General features: G+C 73.4%; 14 protein-coding genes. 7 read left to right on the top strand and 7 right to left on the bottom strand.

Annotated features, from left to right (window positions below; all coding sequences use genetic code 11):
* Positions 1-138: 138 nt before the first annotated feature.
* Positions 139-1,578: an MFS transporter gene (locus tag ACH4TG_RS35640; RefSeq protein ID WP_398246809.1), complete on the bottom strand. Its 1,440-nt coding sequence runs from the start codon at positions 1,576-1,578 to the stop codon at positions 139-141.
* A gap of 93 nt (positions 1,579-1,671) precedes the next feature.
* Here ACH4TG_RS35640 and ACH4TG_RS35635 point away from each other — a divergent pair, with 93 nt between their 5' ends.
* Entirely contained in the window at positions 1,672-2,625 is a 954-nt protein-coding gene (locus tag ACH4TG_RS35635) for a helix-turn-helix transcriptional regulator (protein WP_398246808.1), read from the top strand.
* Positions 2,626-2,629: 4 nt separating this feature from the next.
* On the opposite strand, the gene lpdA is transcribed toward ACH4TG_RS35635, so the two are convergent.
* Both lpdA and ACH4TG_RS35625 read right to left on the bottom strand, forming a co-directional pair.
* Complete coding sequence (gene lpdA, locus ACH4TG_RS35630) at positions 2,630-4,027, bottom strand: dihydrolipoyl dehydrogenase (protein WP_398246807.1); 1,398 nt, start codon at positions 4,025-4,027, stop codon at positions 2,630-2,632.
* A gap of 58 nt (positions 4,028-4,085) precedes the next feature.
* Positions 4,086-4,616, bottom strand: a complete 531-nt coding sequence (locus tag ACH4TG_RS35625; RefSeq protein WP_398246806.1) for a MarR family winged helix-turn-helix transcriptional regulator — start codon at positions 4,614-4,616, stop codon at positions 4,086-4,088.
* Between the two features lie 79 nt (positions 4,617-4,695).
* Here ACH4TG_RS35625 and ACH4TG_RS35620 point away from each other — a divergent pair, with 79 nt between their 5' ends.
* The 5 genes from ACH4TG_RS35620 (at position 4,696) to ACH4TG_RS35600 (ending at position 13,000) form a co-directional block, all read left to right on the top strand.
* Positions 4,696-5,169 carry a MarR family winged helix-turn-helix transcriptional regulator gene (locus tag ACH4TG_RS35620; protein WP_398246805.1) on the top strand — a complete coding sequence of 158 codons (474 nt, stop codon included), beginning with the start codon at positions 4,696-4,698 and terminating at the stop codon, positions 5,167-5,169.
* Positions 5,166-6,554 (top strand): MFS transporter, encoded by a 1,389-nt coding sequence (locus ACH4TG_RS35615; protein ID WP_398246804.1) that lies wholly within the window; start codon positions 5,166-5,168, stop codon positions 6,552-6,554. Before ACH4TG_RS35620 ends, ACH4TG_RS35615 begins: the two co-directional genes overlap by 4 nt.
* A 225-nt stretch (positions 6,555-6,779) precedes the next feature.
* The gene (locus ACH4TG_RS35610; protein WP_398246803.1) at positions 6,780-7,442 is read left to right on the top strand and encodes a ThuA domain-containing protein; all 663 of its coding nucleotides are present in this window, start codon (positions 6,780-6,782) and stop codon (positions 7,440-7,442) included.
* Positions 7,443-7,844: 402 nt separating this feature from the next.
* Complete coding sequence (locus ACH4TG_RS35605) at positions 7,845-11,489, top strand: glycoside hydrolase family 3 C-terminal domain-containing protein (protein WP_398246802.1); 3,645 nt, start codon at positions 7,845-7,847, stop codon at positions 11,487-11,489.
* 338 nt (positions 11,490-11,827) lie between these two features.
* Entirely contained in the window at positions 11,828-13,000 is a 1,173-nt protein-coding gene (locus tag ACH4TG_RS35600; protein WP_398246801.1) for an ROK family transcriptional regulator, read from the top strand.
* A gap of 145 nt (positions 13,001-13,145) precedes the next feature.
* Here ACH4TG_RS35600 and ACH4TG_RS35595 read toward each other — a convergent pair whose 3' ends face one another.
* The gene (locus tag ACH4TG_RS35595) at positions 13,146-13,937 is read right to left on the bottom strand and encodes a VOC family protein (protein WP_398246800.1); all 792 of its coding nucleotides are present in this window, start codon (positions 13,935-13,937) and stop codon (positions 13,146-13,148) included.
* A gap of 216 nt (positions 13,938-14,153) precedes the next feature.
* On the opposite strand from ACH4TG_RS35595, the gene ACH4TG_RS35590 reads away from it, so the two are divergent.
* The gene (locus tag ACH4TG_RS35590) at positions 14,154-14,993 is read left to right on the top strand and encodes a sulfurtransferase (RefSeq protein ID WP_398246799.1); all 840 of its coding nucleotides are present in this window, start codon (positions 14,154-14,156) and stop codon (positions 14,991-14,993) included.
* A 259-nt stretch (positions 14,994-15,252) separates the two neighbouring features.
* Here ACH4TG_RS35590 and sepH read toward each other — a convergent pair whose 3' ends face one another.
* From sepH to ACH4TG_RS35575, 3 genes are all read right to left on the bottom strand, one after another.
* Positions 15,253-16,326 (bottom strand): septation protein SepH, encoded by a 1,074-nt coding sequence (gene sepH / locus ACH4TG_RS35585; protein ID WP_398246798.1) that lies wholly within the window; start codon positions 16,324-16,326, stop codon positions 15,253-15,255.
* 374 nt (positions 16,327-16,700) lie between these two features.
* The gene (locus ACH4TG_RS35580; RefSeq protein WP_398246797.1) at positions 16,701-18,056 is read right to left on the bottom strand and encodes a D-arabinono-1,4-lactone oxidase; all 1,356 of its coding nucleotides are present in this window, start codon (positions 18,054-18,056) and stop codon (positions 16,701-16,703) included.
* Positions 17,980-19,260, bottom strand: coding sequence for an MFS transporter (locus ACH4TG_RS35575; protein WP_398246796.1), 1,281 nt, complete (start codon positions 19,258-19,260; stop codon positions 17,980-17,982). Before ACH4TG_RS35575 ends, ACH4TG_RS35580 begins: the two co-directional genes overlap by 77 nt.
* Positions 19,261-19,328: the final 68 nt, after the last annotated feature.

Raw genomic sequence — 19,328 nt, 5'->3', positions numbered from 1 at the left:
GCGGGCCCCCCCCCCCCCCCGGCCGGGGGGCGCGGGGCCGGGGCGGGGGGGGGGGGCGCGGCCCCCCCGCCCCCCCCCGGGGGCGGGGGGGCGCCCCCCCCCCCCCCCCCCCCCCCCCGACTGGTGTCTGCGAGGACGTCATCCCGCCAGCGCGGGCGCCTTCGCGGGCTCGACCGCGGGACCCTCGGCCTCCGGGGTGCGGGCGGTCCGCCGGGGCAGGGCCGTCATCAGGGTGGCCACGATCGCGAGCGCGCCGACCATCCAGAACATCGCGTGCTCGAAGGCGCGCACCGGGGTCGGACCGGTGAAGGCGACCGAGACCAGCGCCAGGCCGAACGCGTTGCCGAGCTGGTTGGTGGTGTTGATCAGGCCGGAGGCGGACCCCGCGTGCTCCTGCGGCACGTCGGACAGGACCGCGTCCGTCAGGGGCGAGAAGACCATGCCCATCCCGGCGCCCATCACCAGCAGCGGCAGCGCCATCTGCCACGAGTGGACCGCGTGCCCGTAGCGGTGGGCCTCCGCGATGTAGAGGAGCGCGCCGGCAGCCGTGGTCAGCGCGCCGGCCTGCAGCACCTTGCGACCGAAACGCGGCACCAGCAGCTGCACGGACATCCCCGCCGAGGCCGAGCACGCGACGGTGAACGGCAGCCCGGTCAGGCCCGCGTGCAGCGGGGTCCAGCCGAGGCCGATCTGCATGTAGAGCGTCCAGACCAGGAAGAAGATGCCGCAGGCGACGCCGAAGACCAGCTGGACGCCGATGCCGGCGGCGAAACTGCGGGCCCGGAAGAGCGCCAGCTCGACCAGCGGGGAACCGTCCCTGGCCTTCTTCGCCCGCTCGTAGCGGACGAAGCCCGCGAGGACCGCGAGCCCGCCGGCCATCATCGCGTAGCCCCACAGCGGCCAGCCGTTCTCCCGGCCCTGGACCAGCGGGTACATCAGCAGCAGCAGACCCGCGGTGGCCAGCGCGACACCGATCAGGTCGAGCCGGAGTGCCTGCGCGGCCTTCGACTCGTCGATGAACCGGCGGCCCAGGACCAGTCCGGCGATCCCGACCGGCAGGTTGATCAGGAAGATCGGCCGCCACTGCAGCCCGAGGATGTCCCACTGGGTGAGCAGCGCGCCGAGCAGCGGGCCGGTGACGGCGGCCAGGCCGATGATCGCGCCGAACAGCCCGAAGACCTTGCCGCGCTCCTCACCGGAGAAGGTGGCATGGATGATCGACAGCACCTGAGGCACCATCAGCGCGGCCGCCGCGCCCTGCAGCAGGCGGGTCGCCACCAGCATCTGCGGATCGGCCGCCACGCCGCACAGCAGCGACGCGACCGTGAAGCCGGCCGTGCCGATCAGGAACACCCGCTTGCGGCCGTAGATGTCGCCGAGCCGCCCGCCGGTGATCAGGCCGACCGCGAACGCGAGGGCGTACCCCGCGGTGATCCACTGGACCGCGCTGAAGCCGGCGCCGGTGTCGCGCTGGATGCTCGGCACGGCGATGTTGACGATGGTCGCGTCGACCAGGTCCATGAAGCTGGCGGTCATCACGACGGCGAGGGCGATCCAGCGCCTGCGCTCGGTACTCATCTACGGCTCCTGCCTGCGTCTTTCGTTGACAGGCCCTACGCTATGAAGGATGTAGGACAGTTCCTGTCCTAGACGGCGCGGACGCTGGAAAACATGATGGACACCCCGGCACGACTGCTGAATCTGCTCTCCCTCCTGCAGACCCCGAGGGAGTGGCCCGGAACGGAACTGGCCGAACGGCTGGAGGTGAGCACCCGCACCATCCGCCGCGACGTGGACCGGCTGCGCGCGCTCGGCTACCCGGTCGAGGCGACGATGGGCTCGATCGGCGGCTACCGCCTGGTCGCCGGCACCGCCCTGCCGCCGCTGCTGCTGGACGACGAGGAGGCGGTCGCCATCGCGGTCGGCCTGCGCGCCGCGGCGGGCAGCGCGGTGGACGGCATCGAGGAGGCGTCGCTGCGCGCGCTGACCAAGCTGGAGCAGGTGCTGCCGTCCCGACTGCGGTACCGCGTCGGCGCGTTGGGCTCCGCGGTGGTGACGATGACCGGTGGCGGCCCGCGGGTCGAGCCCTCCGCGCTGACCGCCCTGGCCGGTGCGATCGCCAACCACGAGCGCGTCCGGTTCGCCTACCGCGCGGGTGACGGTGCCGAGACCCGCCGGCACGCTGAACCGCAGCGGCTGGTCGCCACCGGCCGGCGCTGGTACCTGGTCGCCTGGGACCTGGACCGCGACGACTGGCGCATGTTCCGGGTCGACCGGCTCACCGGCGTCACCGCGACCGGGGCGCGGGCGGCGCCGCGCGCCCTTCCCGCCGCCGACGCCGCGGAGTTCGTCGATTCCAAGCTGCGCAACCTGTGGCCCACGGCGCCGGCCGTGGTGGACGTCGACGCCCCCGCCGACGTCCTGCGGTCGAAACTCGGCCAGGCGCCGGGCGAGGTCGACTCCCTCCCGGACGGCACCTCACGCTGGCGGGTCGACGCGGACCGCGTCGACTGGATGGCCATCCGGCTGCTGATGCTGGACCTGCCGTTCCGCGTGCAGTCGCCGCCGGCCCTGATCGACCGGCTGCGCACCTTCGGCGAGCGCGCGCGGAGCGGGACGGAGTGACCTCTCAGAGGTTGATCATGTGGCCGGCGAGCCCGTGCAGCGCGTCCTGGACCGCCTCGCTCAGCGTCGGGTGGGAGTGGACGTTCCTGACGAGCTCGTTCACGGTGAGGTCCCACTTCTGCGCCAGCGTCAACTCCGGCAGCAGTTCCGTCACATCGGGACCGATCAGATGGGCGCCCAGCAGCTCGCCGTAGCGTCCGTCCGCCACCAGCTTCACGAACCCGGCCGTGTCGCCGAAGCCGTGCGCCTTGGCGTTGGCGGAGAAGGGGAACGTCGAGACGCGGACGTCGAAGCCCTCCTCGCGCGCCTGCGCCTCGGTCCAGCCGAAGCTCGCGATCTGCGGCTGGCAGAAGGTGGCCCGCGGGATCATGCGGTAGTCCAGCTCCATGGTCTCCACGCCGGCGATCGTCTCGGCGGCGACGATGCCCATGGCCTCGGCCGCGTGCGCCAGCATCAGCTTCGCGGTGACGTCGCCGATGGCGTGGATGTGCGGCGTGCTGGTGCGGCAGCGGCCGTCCACGTCGATGGCGCCGCGCTCGGTGAGCCGCACGCCGGCGGCGTGCAGGCCGGCGCCGGCGGTGCGCGGCTGGAAGCCGATGGCCTGCAGCACCTGGTCCGCCTCCAGGACCTGCTCGGTATCGCCCTGCCGGACCCGCACGCGGACGCCGTCCGCGGTCTCCTCGATGGACTGCACGGCGGTCGACGTCATGACGCGGATGCCCTGCCGCCTGAAGCGCCTGGCGAGTTCGGCGGAGACGTCCGCGTCCTCCAGCGGTGCGATCCGGTCGAGAAACTCCACGAGGGTGACGTCCACGCCGTAGGCGCGCAGCAGGTGGGCGAACTCGACGCCGATGGCGCCCGCGCCGGCGATGACCAGGCTGCGGGGAAGGGTGGCGGAGAGGATCAGCTCCTCGTAGGTCAGCACGCGCGGGCCGAGCGCCGTCCCGGGCAGCAGCTTCACCGTCGAGCCGGTGGCGATGACGGCGGAGCCGAACCCGAGGGTGATCTCGAGGTCCTCCGTCCGCACGTGCAGCGTGTGGTCGTCGAGGAACGTGCCCTGCCCCTCGAACTGGGCGATGTTGTTCTTGCGCATGAGGTAGGTGACGCCCTTGGCGCGGCCCTCGGCCACCACCCGGCTGCGCTCGTAGGCGACCCGGTAGTCCAGGCCCACGTCCCCGCTGATCCGCACGCCGAACTTCTCCGCGTCGTGGAGGATCAGCTGGGCGACCTCGGCGTTGCGCAGCAGCGCCTTCGCCGGGACGCACCCGATGTTCAGGCAGGTCCCGCCCCAGAACCGGCCCTCCACGATGGCTGTGCGCAGCCCCAGCTGGGCGCAGCGGATGGCGGCCACGTAGCCGCCCGGCCCCGCTCCCAGGACGACGACGTCGAACTCGGTGTCCACGGCACCACCCCGTTCCAGGCGGTCAGGACGTCTTCCTGCCAGGACTTCCAGGGTCTCCCTATCCCGCCGATCCCGAAACCGCACGCGCTCCGGGCCCGGAGGCCGGGGGCTCGGGGGGGGAGGGGGCGGGGTACCGGAGGGCGTCGGTCAGTTCGCTGAGGTGCTCGAGGGCGGGGACGGCGGCGGTCAGGGCCGCTGCCTCGTCCGGGGGGAGCTGGGCGATCAGCCCGGTGAACGCCTCGACGTTCCTGCGGCGCCGGGCGCGGAGGTACTCCGAGCCCGAGGGCGTGATCGCCACCAGGACCACGCGCTTGTCGCCGGGGTCGCTGCGGCGCTCGGCGAAGCCGGCCCGCTCGAGGGTCGTCACGAGCGAGGTCACCGACGGCTGGGTGATGCCCGCGATCCTGGCCAGTTCGGTGATGCGGCGCGGGCCGGTGCGCTCCAGGGCGACCAGCGTGGCCGTGGACGTCGCGCTCAGGTCGCGCGACACCTGGAAGAACAGCGACGAGAGCAGCCGGTAGACCGCCGCGGCCGGGTGGTCCAGGCCGTCCGCCTCGTCGCCGCCGTCCGCGGACGTGGAGCTGCTCATGGTCCGAAGTATAGCCATCTCTATATGCATGGCTCTTCTATATTGACCATCTATATAGAAGCCCTATACGGTTTTTCCCGTGACAGGAGACGGGCCCCTCCAGATCTCCTCGCAGGCCGCTCCGGACGAGCTGGTGGCGGTCGCGGAGGCGCTGGAGCGCATCTCGGGCTGGACCAACTGCGCGACGCCGCGCGGCGGGCCCCGCGGTGTCGCCCTGTCCGTGCTGACCACGATCGCCTCGGCGGGCCCGCTGCGGATCTCGGACCTCGCCGGGCGGGAGCGCATCAGCCAGCCCGGCATGACCCACGTCGTCGACCGGCTCGTGGAGGCGGGTCTCGCCGAGCGGCGGACCGACCGGGCCGACGGGCGGATCGTGCTCGTCGCGGCGACTCCCGCCGGCCGGGAGCACCTGGCGGCGCAGCGGTCGTCCCGGGTCGACGCGCTGGTGGCCCGCCTGAGCCTGCTGCCCCCTCGTGACCGGCACGCGTTGTGCGCATCGATCGACGTGCTGAACGACCTCAGCACCAGTCCCACCCCAGAGGAAGCCCCATGAAAAGTCCCGCCCCTGACGACGCGGCCACCGAGACGGCGAGCGCGCCCAGCCCCTTCCGCCAGCCGAAAGCCGTGTGGGCGGTGGCGTTCGCCTGCGTGATCTCCTTCATGGGCATCGGGCTCGTCGATCCCATCCTGCCGTCGCTGGCCGCCAAGCTCCAGGCCAGCCCCAGCCAGGTGGAACTGCTGTTCACCAGCTACCTGGTGGTCACCGCGGTGGCGATGCTGGTGACCGGCTGGGTCTCCAGCCTGCTGGGCGCCAAGAACACGCTGATCGCCGGACTGACCCTGATCGTGGTGTTCTCGGCGGTCGCCGGCGCCAGCGGCAGCATCGGGGAGATCGTCGGCTTCCGGGCCGGATGGGGCGTCGGGAACGCCCTGTTCATCGCCACCTCCCTGGCGGTGATCGTCGGATCGGCCAGCGGCGGCTTCAAGGGCGCGATCGTGCTCTACGAGACCGCGCTCGGCGTGGGCATCGCCTGCGGCCCGCTGCTCGGCGGCCTGATGGGCAACGTGAGCTGGCGCGGACCGTTCTTCGGCGTGGCCGTCCTGATGCTCATCGCCCTGGTGGCCACCGCGATCCTGGTCCCGCCGACGCCCCGGCCCGCCCGGCGCTCGTCCCTCAGCGAGCCGATCAAGGCCCTGCGGCACCGCAGCCTGGCCACCACCGGCGTGACCGGCCTGCTCTACAACTGGGGCTTCTTCACCATCCTCGGCTACGCGCCGTTCCTGATGCACCTGTCACCGCTGCGGCTCGGCGGCGTGTTCTGCGGGTGGGGCGTGCTCGTCGCGCTCTTCGCGGTCTTCGGCGCCCCGATGCTCAAGGCCCGCTTCGGCACGGCCGTCACGCTCTACGGGTCCATGGTGCTGATGGCCCTCGACACGCTGGTGATCGGCATCTTCCCCGACCACCCGGGCGTCGTCATCGGCGCGGTGATCGTGTCCGGAGTCTTCATCGGCACCAACAACACCCTCGTCACCACGGCCGTGATGAGCATCGCCCCGGTACCGCGCCCCGTGGCGTCCGCGGCCTACGGGTTCGTGCGCTTCATCGGTGGCGGACTCGCCCCGTACGTCGCGGGCAAGCTGGTCGAGCACTACAACGTGCACGTGCCCTTCGTGCTGGGCGCGGTGACGGTGCTGGCCGCCGCCGTCGTGCTGAGCACGGTCCACCGCGCGCTGTGCGACGCCGACGCAGAGGAGACCCACGCGGGCCCGTCGCGGGAGCGCAGCGACGCCGAGGAGGCGGTCCGCGAGACGCCAGGACTGCCCGAGGAGGCCATCCTCGCGGAGACGGCCCTGGCCGAGGACCGCGCGTTCGGCGGCGGGACCGCCGGCCGTGGCGCCGCGAGCGAGGGCGGCGCGGAGGACGCCCGCAGGCCCTGACGCCGCTCCGAACCGGCAGCGGCTCCCGGCCGGTAGCGGCTGCCGCTTCGGCCGGGCACCGGCGGGGCCGCATGCCGCGGGTCCGGCGCCCCTGCCCGGAGGGGGCGTTGACCCCGCCCGCGGGAATGGCCAGAGTGGGGACGGACCTGCGACGGCCGTCCTGCGTTCGGGACCGCCGTGGACGTCGGCCGCGGGCCGCAGCACCGAGGGGAGCGTGCAACGCCCGTGAGCGACCCGTCGAACCGCCGTGCACTGGTGGTCCGCGGTGGCTGGGAGGGCCACGACCCCGTCACGATCACGGACCTCTTCGTGCCGTTCCTGAAGGACCGCGGGTACGCCGTCGAGACCGCGGACGACCTCGCGGTCTACGAGGACGCGGAACGCCTGGCCGCCACCGACCTGGTCGTGCAGTGCTGGTCCATGGGCGACATCACCGCCGCGCAGAGCCGCGGCCTGTCGGCGGCCGTGCGGGCCGGCACCGGCTTCGCCGGCTGGCACGGCGGCATCGTCGACGCCTTCCGCGGCGACCTGGACTACCTCCTGCTGACCGGCGGCCAGTTCCTCATGCACCCGCCGGGCTTCCACGACCACGCCGTGGACCTGGTGCCCGGGCGCTCGCACCACCCGGTCGTCGACGGGCTCACCGGCTTCCGGGTGCACACCGAGCAGTACTGGGTCGCCACCGACCCGGCCGTCGACGTGCTCGCCACCACCACCTTCGCCGCGGACGAGGAGCGCGAGGCCCCCGTCGTGATGCCCGCGGTGTGGACGCGGAAGCACGGCGCGGGACGGGTGTTCGTCTCCACCATCGGCCACAAGGCGGACGACTTCGACGTGCCCGAGGTGCGCGCGCTCACCGGACGGGGACTGCTCTGGGCGAGCCGGTGACCCCGCGGGGAGCCGGGGACCGGCCGCGACGGCACGGCGTGTGACGTCGCGTACCTCCGCCCGGGGATCCGCGCCGGCCCCGGCCGGTACCTGAACGGCGGCCCCTCCACCGCGACGTGAGCGCCTGCGCCGGGGAGTTCGGCGAGCCGCGCGCGACCGCGTCCGGCCGGAAGGATCCCGGCAGCCGCCCCGGGACGGCTCGGGTACGCGACCCGCGGAGTTCGGGGGTTTTGTCGTCGTCAGTCAAAACTCTGGGCACCAACTCCCGTCGTGAGTCTTGACGTTGGGAGAACGAAGGACACAAACTCCCACACTGACACCGCAAGCCCCGGACTTTCTTCGGACTTGCACGGAAGTCCGCCGAACGGACCGGGTCCCCTGCTCGATGACGACGGAGGCAGGATGGACAAGCGAAAGCGCCGGCTCGGCACTCTTGCCGCGGTCTGCGCGCTGGCCTGCACGGCCGCACTCGGCGCCACCGGCGGCGGCACCGCCCTCGCGCAGTCGCCGCGCGCCACGGCCGGCGGCACCCCGATCTACCGCGACACGCACTACTCGTTCCCTGAGCGCGCCGCCGACCTGGTGTCCCGGATGACGCTGCAGGAGAAGGTGCAGCAGCTGAGCACCAACAGCGGGCCGGCGATCCCGCGGCTGGGCGTGCAGCAGTACACCTACTGGAGCGAGGGCCAGCACGGCGTCAACAGCCTGGGCGCCGACCAGCACAACGGCGGGGTCCAGGGCGGCGTGCACGCCACCAGCTTCCCGACCAACTTCGCCTCGTCCATGTCCTGGGACCGGGACCTGATGTACCAGGAGAGCACCGCGATCTCCGACGAGGTCCGCGGTTTCGTCGACAAGTCGCTCTTCGACAAGGGGCAGAACAACCTCGGCCCCTCGGCCGACGACTACGGCTCCCTGACCTACTGGGCGCCCACCGTCAACCTGGACCGCGACCCGCGCTGGGGCCGCACCGACGAGGCGTTCGGCGAGGACCCGTACTTCGTCGGCCAGATGGCCGGCCAGTTCGTCGACGGCTACCAGGGCAACAACCAGGACGGCAGCCCGCAGACCGGCTACCTCAAGGTCGCGGCGACCGCCAAGCACTACGCCCTCAACAACGTCGAGGACAACCGCACCGGCATCAGCTCCGACACCACCGACACCGACCTGCGGGACTACTACACCGCGCAGTTCCGCAGCCTGATCGAGGACGCGCACGTCGCCGGGCTGATGACCTCGTACAACGCGATCAACGGCACGCCCTCGGTCTCCGACACCTACACCACCAACGAACTCGCCCAGCGCACCTACGGGTTCGGCGGCTACATCACCTCCGACTGCGGCGCGGTCGGCACCAACTGGCGCCAGTTCCCCGGCGGCCACGACTGGGCGCCGCCCGGCTGGACCACCGACCACAAGGCGTCGCCGACCTGGACCGAGACCGCCACCGGCACCACCCTGTCCGGCCAGGCCGGCGGGCAGGCGTACGCGCTGCGGGCCGGCACCGACCTCAACTGCACCGGCGACGAGGCCACCACCGCCAACATCGCCGAGGCGATCAGCGCCGGCGCGCTCAGCGAGGGCGTCGTCGACACCGCGCTGGTGAAGGCCTTCACCATCCGCATGGCCACCGGCGAGTTCGACCCGCCCGGCTCGGTGCCCTACACCGCCCTCACCAAGGACCAGATCGAGAGCCCGGCCCACCAGGCGCTGGCCGCCAAGGTCGCCGACAACTCGCTGGTGCTGCTGAAGAACGCCGCGCCCGCCTCCACCGGCGCCCCGCTGCTGCCCGTCGACCCGGCCAAGGCCGGCAAGGTGGTGGTCCTCGGCGACCTGGCGAACACCACCTCGCTGGGCCTGTACAGCGGCGAGCCCACCCACACCACCAGTCCGGTGCAGGGCATCACCGACGCCCTCAAGGCCGCCCACCCCGGCGCCGACGTGGTGTTCGACGCCGCCGGCACGTCCTCGACCGCCGGCGGCGCCGCGGTGCTCAGCGACCAGACCAAGGCCGACATCCGCAGTGCCGACCTCGTGGTGCTGTTCGTCGGCACCACCAAGGCCAACGGCGACGAGGGCAACGACCGCGACAGCATCGCCATGCCCGGCAACTACGACTCGCTGATCGACCAGACCGCCGCGCTCGGCAACGACAAGCTGGCCCTGGTGATCCAGTCGGACGGCCCGGTGAAGATCGACGACGAGCAGGGCAAGGTCGCCTCCGTCGTGTTCAGCGGCTACAACGGCCAGGCCCAGGGCACCGCGCTCGCCGACGTGCTCTTCGGCCGGCAGAACCCGGCCGGGCACCTCAACTTCACCTGGTACAAGGACGACTCGCAGCTGCCCGACAAGCAGAACTACGGTCTGACCCCGGCCGCCACCGGCGGACTCGGCCGCACCTACCAGTACTTCACCGGCACCCCGACCTACCCCTTCGGCTACGGCCTGAGCTACAGCAGCTTCGCCTACTCCAAGATCAAGGCCGACCACAGGACGGCCACCGCGGACGGCTCGGTCAAGATCGGGTTCAACGTCACCAACACCGGCAGCACGGCCGGCGCCACCGTCGCGCAGCTGTACGCGGCGACCCCGTTCGCCGTGCCCGGCGTGGACCTGCCGAGGAAGCGGCTGGCCGGCTTCGCCAAGACCCAGGTCCTCCAGCCCGGGCAGACCCAGCACATCGACCTCACCGTCAGGGCCGCCGACCTCGCCACGTGGGACGCGGCGCACTCCCGGCAGACCGTCTGGAACGGCACCTACCAGTTCCAGGTCGGCGGCGACTCCGCGCACATCGCCGGGACCGCCCCGGTGACGATCAGCGGCCGGCTCACACCGAAGGTGCAGTACGTCACCGTGCAGCCGGAGAACGTCGTCCACGACGCCGGCGACACCTTCAGCCTCACCGCGAAGAACCGGTGGATCAAGGACGACACCGACCCGGCCAAGGAGCAGCGGGACCGGTCGCTGACCGCGGACGGCGTCGTCGAGGCGGTCGCACGCGACCAGTCCTTCGTGGACCTCGCGCACACCCCGGTCCGGTACGCCAGCAGCAACCCGGCGGTGGCGACCGTCGCGGCCGACGGCACCGTGCACGCGGTCGCCGACGGCGTCGCCACGATCTCGGCGACCGTCGGGGGCGTCACCGGCTCCGCGCCCGTCGTGGTGCGCAACTCCCTGACGCTGAAGGCCCTGCCGATTGCCAGGGCGGGCAGCACGCTGACCGCCACCACCACCTACACCAACGGCGGCGCGTCCGCGGTGGACGGCGTCGCGGTCACGCTGGACGCCCCGGCCGGCTGGACCGCCACCGCGACCACCCCCGCCACCTTCCCGACCGTCGGCGCGGGCCAGGCCGTCACCACCACCTGGTCGGTGAGCGTCCCCGCGGGCACCGACCCGGCGTCCTTCACCCTGGACGCCGCCGTCAGCACGCCGGGCGGCGAGCACACCGCGCAGGCCCCGGTGACCGTGCCGTACGCCTCGCTGGCCGCGGCCGCGAACAACTCCGCGATCAGCGACGACAGCACGCCCGGCACCGGCAACCTCGACGGCGGCGGCGCGAGCTTCTCCGCGCAGGCGCTCGCCGCGGCCGGCTGGACCTCCGGCGCCTCCACCGTCCACGACGGGGTGTCCTTCGCCTGGCCGGCGACCGCGGGCACCGGGCAGCCGGACAACACCGTCGCGGGCGGCCAGGCCGTCGAACTCACCGGCAGCGGCGGCAAGCTGGGCTTCATCGGCACCAGCGACTTCGGGTCGTCGTCCGGCAGCGGCACCATCGTCTACACCGACGGCACGACCCAGACGTACGCGCTGGCGCTCGCCGACTGGTGGGCGGGCAGCGCCTCGCAGGGCAGCGACATCGCCGCCACCACGCCGTACCTCAACAACGGCGGCGGGCACCAGAACCAGACGGTGCACCTGTACGGCGCCACCGTCGGCCTGCTGCCCGGCAAGACCGTGCAGGCCGTCACCCTGCCCGACGTCAGCCAGGGCGTGGCCAACGGCCAGCTGGCGATGCACGTGTTCGCCGTGGCGGTCGGGGGCTGACCCCGGCCCGGCCCGGCCCGGTCCCGGCGCGAGCCGGGACCGGACGCGTGGCAGACCGGTGTGCCGCCCGTGTCAGGGAGGGCGGACGGCACACCGGGACCCGGGGGGACGGGAACGCGGCGGTCCCTTCGCGAGGGGACGGCGATCGTTATTCGTTCGGCATCGACTGAAACTCGCGGCATCGGGTAGAACAGGTCGCGAGTTTCTGCCTGAACTCCCGCATAAGTCAAGGCTCTTGACGGGAATGTCGGTGAGAGGGCACGGTGCGGGCAGACGCTACGCGACAGTACGCACGGACTCCGGGGGTCACGATCGACACGCCAGTGAACCTGCGCGAGGTGGGACGGCTGAGGGTCCTGGAGGCCCTGCACGCCGCGCCGCGCAGCAGCCGGCCGGAACTCGTCCGGGTGACGGGCCTGTCCAGGGCCACCGTCTCCTCACTGATCGCCGACCTCATCGCGGTCGGCCTGGTCACCGAGGACGAGGGCGCCGACGACACCGAACCGCGCCGCACCGGACGCCCCGCGCAGTCCCTCTCGCTGGTCCCCAGCGCCGGCTACGCGATCGGCGCCGACATCGGCCACCAGCACGTACGGGTCATCCTGTGCGACCTGTTCGGCGCGGTGATGTGGGAGCACTGGGTGGCCAAGGAGGTCGACCGGGCCCCCGAGGAGACCCTCGACCTGGTCGCGGTACTCGTCGGGCGCGCCCTTCAGGAGACCGGCGTCGCCCGGGACCGGGTGCTCGGCATCGGCGCGGGCATCGCCTCCCCGGTCGAACTGGGCAGCGGCGCGCTGGGCGCCGAGGGGATCATGCCCGGCTGGGTCGGCCTGCGGCTCACCGACGAGCTGCGCCGCCGCACCTCGCTGCCGGTCCGCGTCACCAACGACGCCAACGCGGGCGCGCTCGCCGAGCGGATGTACGGCGCCGGCCGGGAGGCCGGCGACATGGTCTACGTCCGGCTTTCGGCCGGGATAGGAGCCGGGATCGTCAGCAACGGCCGGCTGCTGCTGGGCGCCCGCGGCCTGGCCGGCGAGATCGGGCACCTGCCGCTGATCGCCGACGGCCTCATCTGCCGCTGCGGCAACCGCGGTTGCCTGGAGACGGTGGCCAGCCCGGTCGCCATCGCCCGCCTGCTGTCCGACAGTTGGGGCCATCCCGTGGCGCCGCGGGACCTGCCCGCGCTGATCGAGCAGCGCAACACCGGGGCGCTGCGCGCCGTCCGCGACGCCGGGGACGCGGTGGGCCGTGCCCTGTCCACCCTGGTCACCCTGCTCAACCCGCAGCTGATCGTGGTCGGCGGCGACCTGGCCGGCGCGGGCGAGGACATCCTGGAGCCCATGCGGGCCGGCGTGCGGCGGCACACCCTGCCCTCGGCGGCCGACGGCATCGAGATCGTCACCGGCGGCCTCGGCGACGGCGCCGAAGTACGCGGCGCGGCCGGCCTGGTGCTGGCCGACGCCCCCCAACTGCTGTCCGCGACACCGGCGATGACGGCGGACTCCGCGTAGGCGACGTCTGTGCCGGGCGCGGTCAGGGCGCGGCCATGACCCCGGAGTGCGGGGCGCGACCGCCGTTCCGGGGCGCGGGTTCGGCCGTGGTGGGTTCTGCGGGCCCTCTGCGGCCCGGGCTCGAAGAGCCTGGGTCCGGCGGGAGTCAGTCCTGCGCGGCGCGCGGGGCCGTGGCGGTGACGAGCGCGAAGGTCGCGCCCTCGGGGTCGGCGACCGCGGCCAGCCGGCCGTGGCGCGAGTCGCGGGGCGGCTCCAGCACCCGTGCGCCCAGGTCGGCCGCCCGCGCCGTCGCCGCGTCGGTGTCGGCCACCGCGAAGTACGTCATCCAGTGCGCGCCCCGCTCGCGCGGCAGATCGCGTCCCAGGCCCCGCACGCCGGCCACCTGCTGCCCGCCCGCGGCGAGCACCAGCCGGTCGGCCCCGCCGTCCTCCGGTGCCTGCACGGCGAGGCCGAACACCGCCTGGTAGAACTTCGCCACGAGCGCCGAGTCCCGGGTCAGCAGCTCGCTCCAGGCGACGGTGCCGGGCTCCCCGGTCGCCTCGGCGCCCGGCAGCCTGCCGCCCTGCCAGATGCCGAACACCGCGCCCGACGGGTCCACCGCGAGCGCCAGCCGCCCCTCCTCGCCCGCGTTCAACGGGCCGATGCCGACCGTGCCCCCGCACTCGCGCACCAGCTCCGCGGCCGCGTCCGCGCCGTCCGACGCGAGCATCGTGGTCCACGCCACCGGCCGGTGCGGCTCGGCGTCGCCCTCGCCGATGCCGGCGACCCGCCGCCCGTCCCGCACCGCGATCCGGTAGGGACCCAGCTGGCGCGGCCCGGGCACGAACTCCCAGTCGAACAGGGCGCCGTAGAACTCCAGCGCGCGATCGACCCGGTGGGCCATCAGGCTGGCCCAGCAGGGCGTGCCGGGGAACCGCCGGCTCGGTACGTCGGTCATGGCGCAGCGACTCCTCGGGACGACTCCGGTGAACGTGGCACGGAACGTGCACGCCGATCGTTCCATCCGGGGCTGTCCGGTGCGCCCCGACCGCGCCGGATTCATCACCCTGGTGCTGAGGAGCGGCCGAAACGGTACCCACCGGGCCGTAACCCACCGGGCCGTAACCCACCGGGCCGTGGCCGCCCGCCGCGCGCGGGCCGCCACAATGGCGGTATGGAACCGATCATCTCCGCGGCCGGCCTGGCGGCCGAACTGGGCGGCGCAGGCGAGCCGCCCGTCCTGATCGATGTGCGCTACCGGATGGGCGGGCCGCCCGGGCACGGCGAGTACGCCAAGGGCCATGTCCCCGGCGCCCGGTACGTCGACCTGGACGCCGAACTCGCCGGCCCGCCCGGTGCCGGCGGCCGCCATCCGCTGCCCGGCATCGAGGTGTTCGGCGCGGCGATGCGCCGGGCCGGAGTCAGCGCCGGACGCGACGTGGTGCTCTACGACGACTGGAACGGCTGGGGGCCGGCCCGCGCGTGGTGGCTGCTGCGCTGGGCCGGCCACGAGCGGGTGCGGGTGCTGGACGGCGGGCTCGCCGCCTGGACCGCGGCGGGGCTGCCGCTGAGCACCGAGGAACCGCCGCCGGGCGACGGGGACTTCGTGCCCGCGCCGGGCGGGATGCCGGTCCTCGACGCGGACGGCGCGGCGGCGCTCGCGCGGCGCGGCGTGCTGCTGGACGCGCGGGCGGGGGAGCGTTACCGGGGCGAGGTCGAGCCGATCGACCCGGTCGCCGGCCACATCCCCGGCGCGGTCAGCGCGCCCACCATGGACAACGTGGCCGCCGACGGCACGTTTCTGCCCGCGGCACGCTTGGCGGAGCGGTTCGCCGCGGTGGGTGCGAAGGGGGGTGCCGAGGTGGGCGTCTACTGCGGGTCGGGCGTCTCGGCCGCGCACCAGATCCTCGCGCTCGCCGTCGCCGGCGTGCCGGCCGCTCTCTACCCCGGCTCCTGGAGCGAGTGGACCGCCCACCCCACCCGCCCCGTAGCCACAGGCCCCACCCCGGCCTGACCGCTTCCGTGTTCGCCTCTCCGAAGCAGGTCACGCTCAAGGGGCGCGGGGAACTGCGCGCCCGGCCCGTCACCGGCGGCTGGTCCGGTGGCGACCGCCATTGCCCCTTCGGGCCGGCGGCGACGGGCGGGCTTCATCGTGGTTGGTCGCGCAGTTCCCCGCGCCCCTGAGGGGTGACCCACTCCGCGAGGGTGCGGCCTCGAAAGGGTGACCCCTTGGCGGGGGAGGGGCGCCCCGCGTCAGAGCGGGGCGCGGCCCGTTATTCCTGCTTCTTGCGGCGGCTGCCGAAGACGATCTCGTCCCAGCTGGGGACGGTCGCCCGGCGGCCGGGACGGACGCCATCCGCTTCGGCCTGGCGGTCCGTGGTGCCGACGAGGCGGTCGCGGTGGCCGGCCACCGCCCGCGGCATGAGGACGTCCGCGTACGCGGCCCCCGCGCTGGCGGCCGGCGCCTGCTCCTCGGCCTCCTCGGCCGGCTCCTCCACCGAGGGCGCCGACTCCGGCGCGCTCGGGGGCGGCCCCGGCACGACCATGTCGCCCCGGAAGTTCGGCACCGCCTCCAGCAGGCTGGTCAGCGAGTCCCGCTCCTCCGGCTCCGCGGCCGCCCGCTCCTCGGGCCGCTCCGGCGCCTTCTCCGACTGGCGGTCCAGGGCGCGGTCCAGCGGCCGGTCGCGCGGCAGCCGGGCGATCCTCGGCACGAACGGGAAGCTCGGCTCCTGCGCGGCGCTCGGCATGGTCTCGCCGATCAGCGACCTGGCCTCGTCGTCGACGGCCTGGACCAGCCGGCGCGGCGGGTCGTACGTCCAGCTCGCGGAGTGCGGCTCACCGGCCACCCGGTAGACGAGCAGCACCTCCCAGGTGCCGTCGTCCCGGCGCCAGGAGTCCCACAGGACGGTGTCCTTCTCGGCGCCGCGGAGCAGCAGCCGCTCGGCCACCGCCTCGCCCAGTTGCGGCCCGGTCGTCTCGCCCTGCCGGCGCACCGGCGTCTTCCTGGCCCGCTCGGCCATGAACGCCCGCTCGGCGAGCACCGGACCCTCGAAGCGGCGCACCCGCTCGACCGGGATACCGGCCAGCTGGGCGACCTCCTCCGCCGAGGCGCCGGCACGTATCCGCGCCTGGATGTCTCGGGGCCGCAGATGGCTCTCGACCTCGATCTCGATCTGGCCGAGCCGCGCACGGTCGTTGCGCACGGCGGCGCGCAGCCGCTCGTCGATGGGGAGGGTGTATTCCGTGCTGTCGGCAGCCTTGAGCACCAGTCGTGTGCCGTCGTTGCTGACGGCCACGACGCGCAGTTCGGGCACGGTTACCTCCCGGGTGGTGCCTGCCGACGTCACGTGCGTCGCTGCTCCCGTTGGACAGAGTGTGGCCTGCCCGGGTGCAGCGTGCCACAACCTTGCTGAGTTACCCGGCGTGTCGGGCCTGCTCGGTGACACGCCGTTATGGGACTGTAGTCGATTGGCCACGCTGCGTGACCGATCGCCAGTGCCCCGGGGCACGCACTCCTGGCCCCTCCCCATCTGCCCGGGCGACCGGACGGGCACCGGGAGCCAGGATTCGTCACGGTACTCCATTTGGGCCAGTGGAGGGCGGCTGCCGCGCCGCCGAATGTCCTGCGGGGGGCGGGAGTTGGGTGACGCGGGTCACGCGTGAGCCCCTCGTGCGCCGGGCAAAAGCGGACACAGTCCAATGAACCGTCCCGCGAACCGCCCTACGCCCCCAGCACCCTTCGGAGGTAGTGGTTGGTGAACAGCCGATCCGGATCCAACCTGTCGCGCAATTCCGTGAATTCGCCGAACCGCGGGTAGACCCCGCGGAAATACTCTGCGTCACGCGTGTGGATCTTCCCCCAGTGCGGGCGGCCGCCGTGGGCGACCATGATCTGCTCCACCTCGGTGAAGTACCGCTGGTACCCGCTGCCCCGGTACATGTGCACCGCCACGTAGGCGCTGTCGCGCCCGGACGCGGTGGACAGCGCGATGTCGTCGGCCGGCGCGACCCGGACCTCCACCGGGAAGCTGATCCGCAGGTCCGACCGCTCGACCATGGCCTTGAGTTCGCGGATCGCCGCCACCGCGGCCTCCCGCGGGATCGCGTACTCCATCTCCACGAACCGCACCCGGCGCGGGCTGGTGAACACCTTGTACGGGATGTCGGTGTAGGTGCGGGCGGACAGCGCGCGGCTGGAGACCTTCGCGATGCCGGGAATCGCCGCGGGCACCGCCTTTCCCAGCGCGCAGGCGGCCTGGAAGACGCCGTTGGACAGCAGTTCGTCGTCGATCCAGCCGCGCACCGCGGGGACCGGGGCGGCCGGGCCCTGGCTGCGGTTGTTCCGCTTGGTGTTGCAGCCGTCGGTGTGCGGGAACCAGTAGAACTCGAAGTGCTCGTTCTCCGCGACGAGTTGGTCGAACTCCGCCATCACCCGGTCGAAGGGCATCGGCTCCTCGCGGGCGGTCAGCAGGAAGATCGGCTCCACCCCGAAGGTGATCGCGCTGACGACGCCGAGCGCGCCGAGCCCGATCCGGCCTGCGGCGAAGACCTCGGGGTTCTCTTCGGGCGAGCAGGTGAGCACCGAACCGTCGGCCGTCACCAGCTCGAACGCGCGGATCTGCGCGGCTATGGACGCCGAGTCCCGGCCGGTGCCGTGGGTGCCGGTGCTGGTGGCGCCGGCCACCGTCTGCACCATGATGTCGCCCATGTTGGTGAGCGACAGGCCCTCCGCGGCCAGCACCGCGTTGAGCTGGCGGAGTTGCACGCCCGCCTCCGCGGTGACGGTGCCGGCCTCGCGGTCGACGGAGCGGATCGCGGTCAGCGCCTCGGGGCGCACCTGCACGCCCCGGGTGGCCGCGGTGGCGGTGAAGGAGTGCCCGGCGCCCACCGCCTTGACCGTGAGGCCGTCAGCGGCCGCCTTGCGCACCTCGGCGGCCAGCTCGTCCACCGAGGCGGGCGCGACCGTGCGGGCGGGCGTCGCGGAGACGTTCCCCGCCCAGTTACGCCACGCCTTCCCGGTGGTCGCGTTCCGCGTCCCGGCCGGCCCATCCGTCTGCTTCGCCCACGTCCCCGCCATGCCTGTGCGGCTCCTCCCGCTCCGACGCCGGCCGCAGCCGGCGGTTCCCCAGGACCGCCACCGCCACGGCGACGACCGCAGCGACGGCGGGTACCGCGAACGCGGCGGAGGCGCCGCTGGTGTCGACCACCCGGCCGGCCAGCGATGCCCCCACGGCGACGCCGACGGCGAGCCCCGTGGAGATCCACGTCATGCCCTCGGTCAGCTTCGCCCGCGGTACCAGCTGCTCCACCAGGCCCATCGCGGTCACCATCGTCGGCGCGATGGTCAGGCCCGAGAAGAACAGCGCACCGGCCAGGAACCACAAGTTTCCGACCAGTAGTGGCGGGATCATACTCACCGCCATCAGCGACACGCCCAGCAGGAAGCGCCGGGGAGCCGATCCCCGGGGCTTCACCAGCCCGAACACCAGGCCCGCCAGGCACGAGCCCAGCGCGTACGTCGCCAGCACCAGGCTGGCCAGCGCCTTGTGGCCGCGCTCGTCCGCGAACGCCACCGTGGTCACGTCCACCGCGCCGAAGACCGCCCCGGTGCCCACGTACACGGCCGTCATCAGCGCCAGGCCCGGCGTGCGCAGCGCGGAACCGCCGGTCAGCTGGTCGTGCGGGTGCGGGGGCGGCTCGGTGGCCCGCTGCGCGGTCAGCAGCAGCACGCCGACCCCCAGGAACAAGGCGGCCAGCAGCGGCCCCGCCTCGGCGAACCAGGCCGTGCACAGGCCGATGGACAGGATCGGGCCCAGGATGAAGACGACCTCGTCCACCACGGACTCGAACGAGTAGGCGGTGTGCAGCAGCCGCGGCGAGTCGTGGTGGATCACCGTCCAGCGGGCCCGCACCATCGCGCCCATGCTCGGCGTCAACCCGGCGAACAGCACGCAGACGAAGTACACCCAGTCCGGTGCGCCCGTGCGCACCGCGACCAGCAGCGCCGCCAGCGCGGCGACGGTGACCGCGGACACCGGGCGCAGCACCCGCCGCTGCCCGTACCGGTCGACCAGCCGGGACACCTGCGGGCCGCACACCGCCCCCGCGAGCGCCAGCGTCGCCGACAGCGCGCCGGCCAGCCCGTACCTGCCGGTGACCTGGGAGATCATCGTGACGATGCCGATGCCGAGCATCGACAGCGGCATCCGGCCCACCATGCCCGCCACCGAGAAGGCCCGGGTTCCGGGAGCGGCGAAGATCGCCTGGTACGGACTGCTCACTGGTGCTCCCGGGCGTCGCCGCCGTCGCTCGGCGGACACACGGGTGGCGTGTGTCCGTAAGGAACATA

The sequence above is a fragment of the Streptomyces sp. NPDC020917 genome (genome assembly GCF_044333795.1).
GTDB lineage: Bacteria > Actinomycetota > Actinomycetes > Streptomycetales > Streptomycetaceae > Actinacidiphila.
This window is presented reverse-complemented; position numbering and strand designations above follow the sequence as displayed.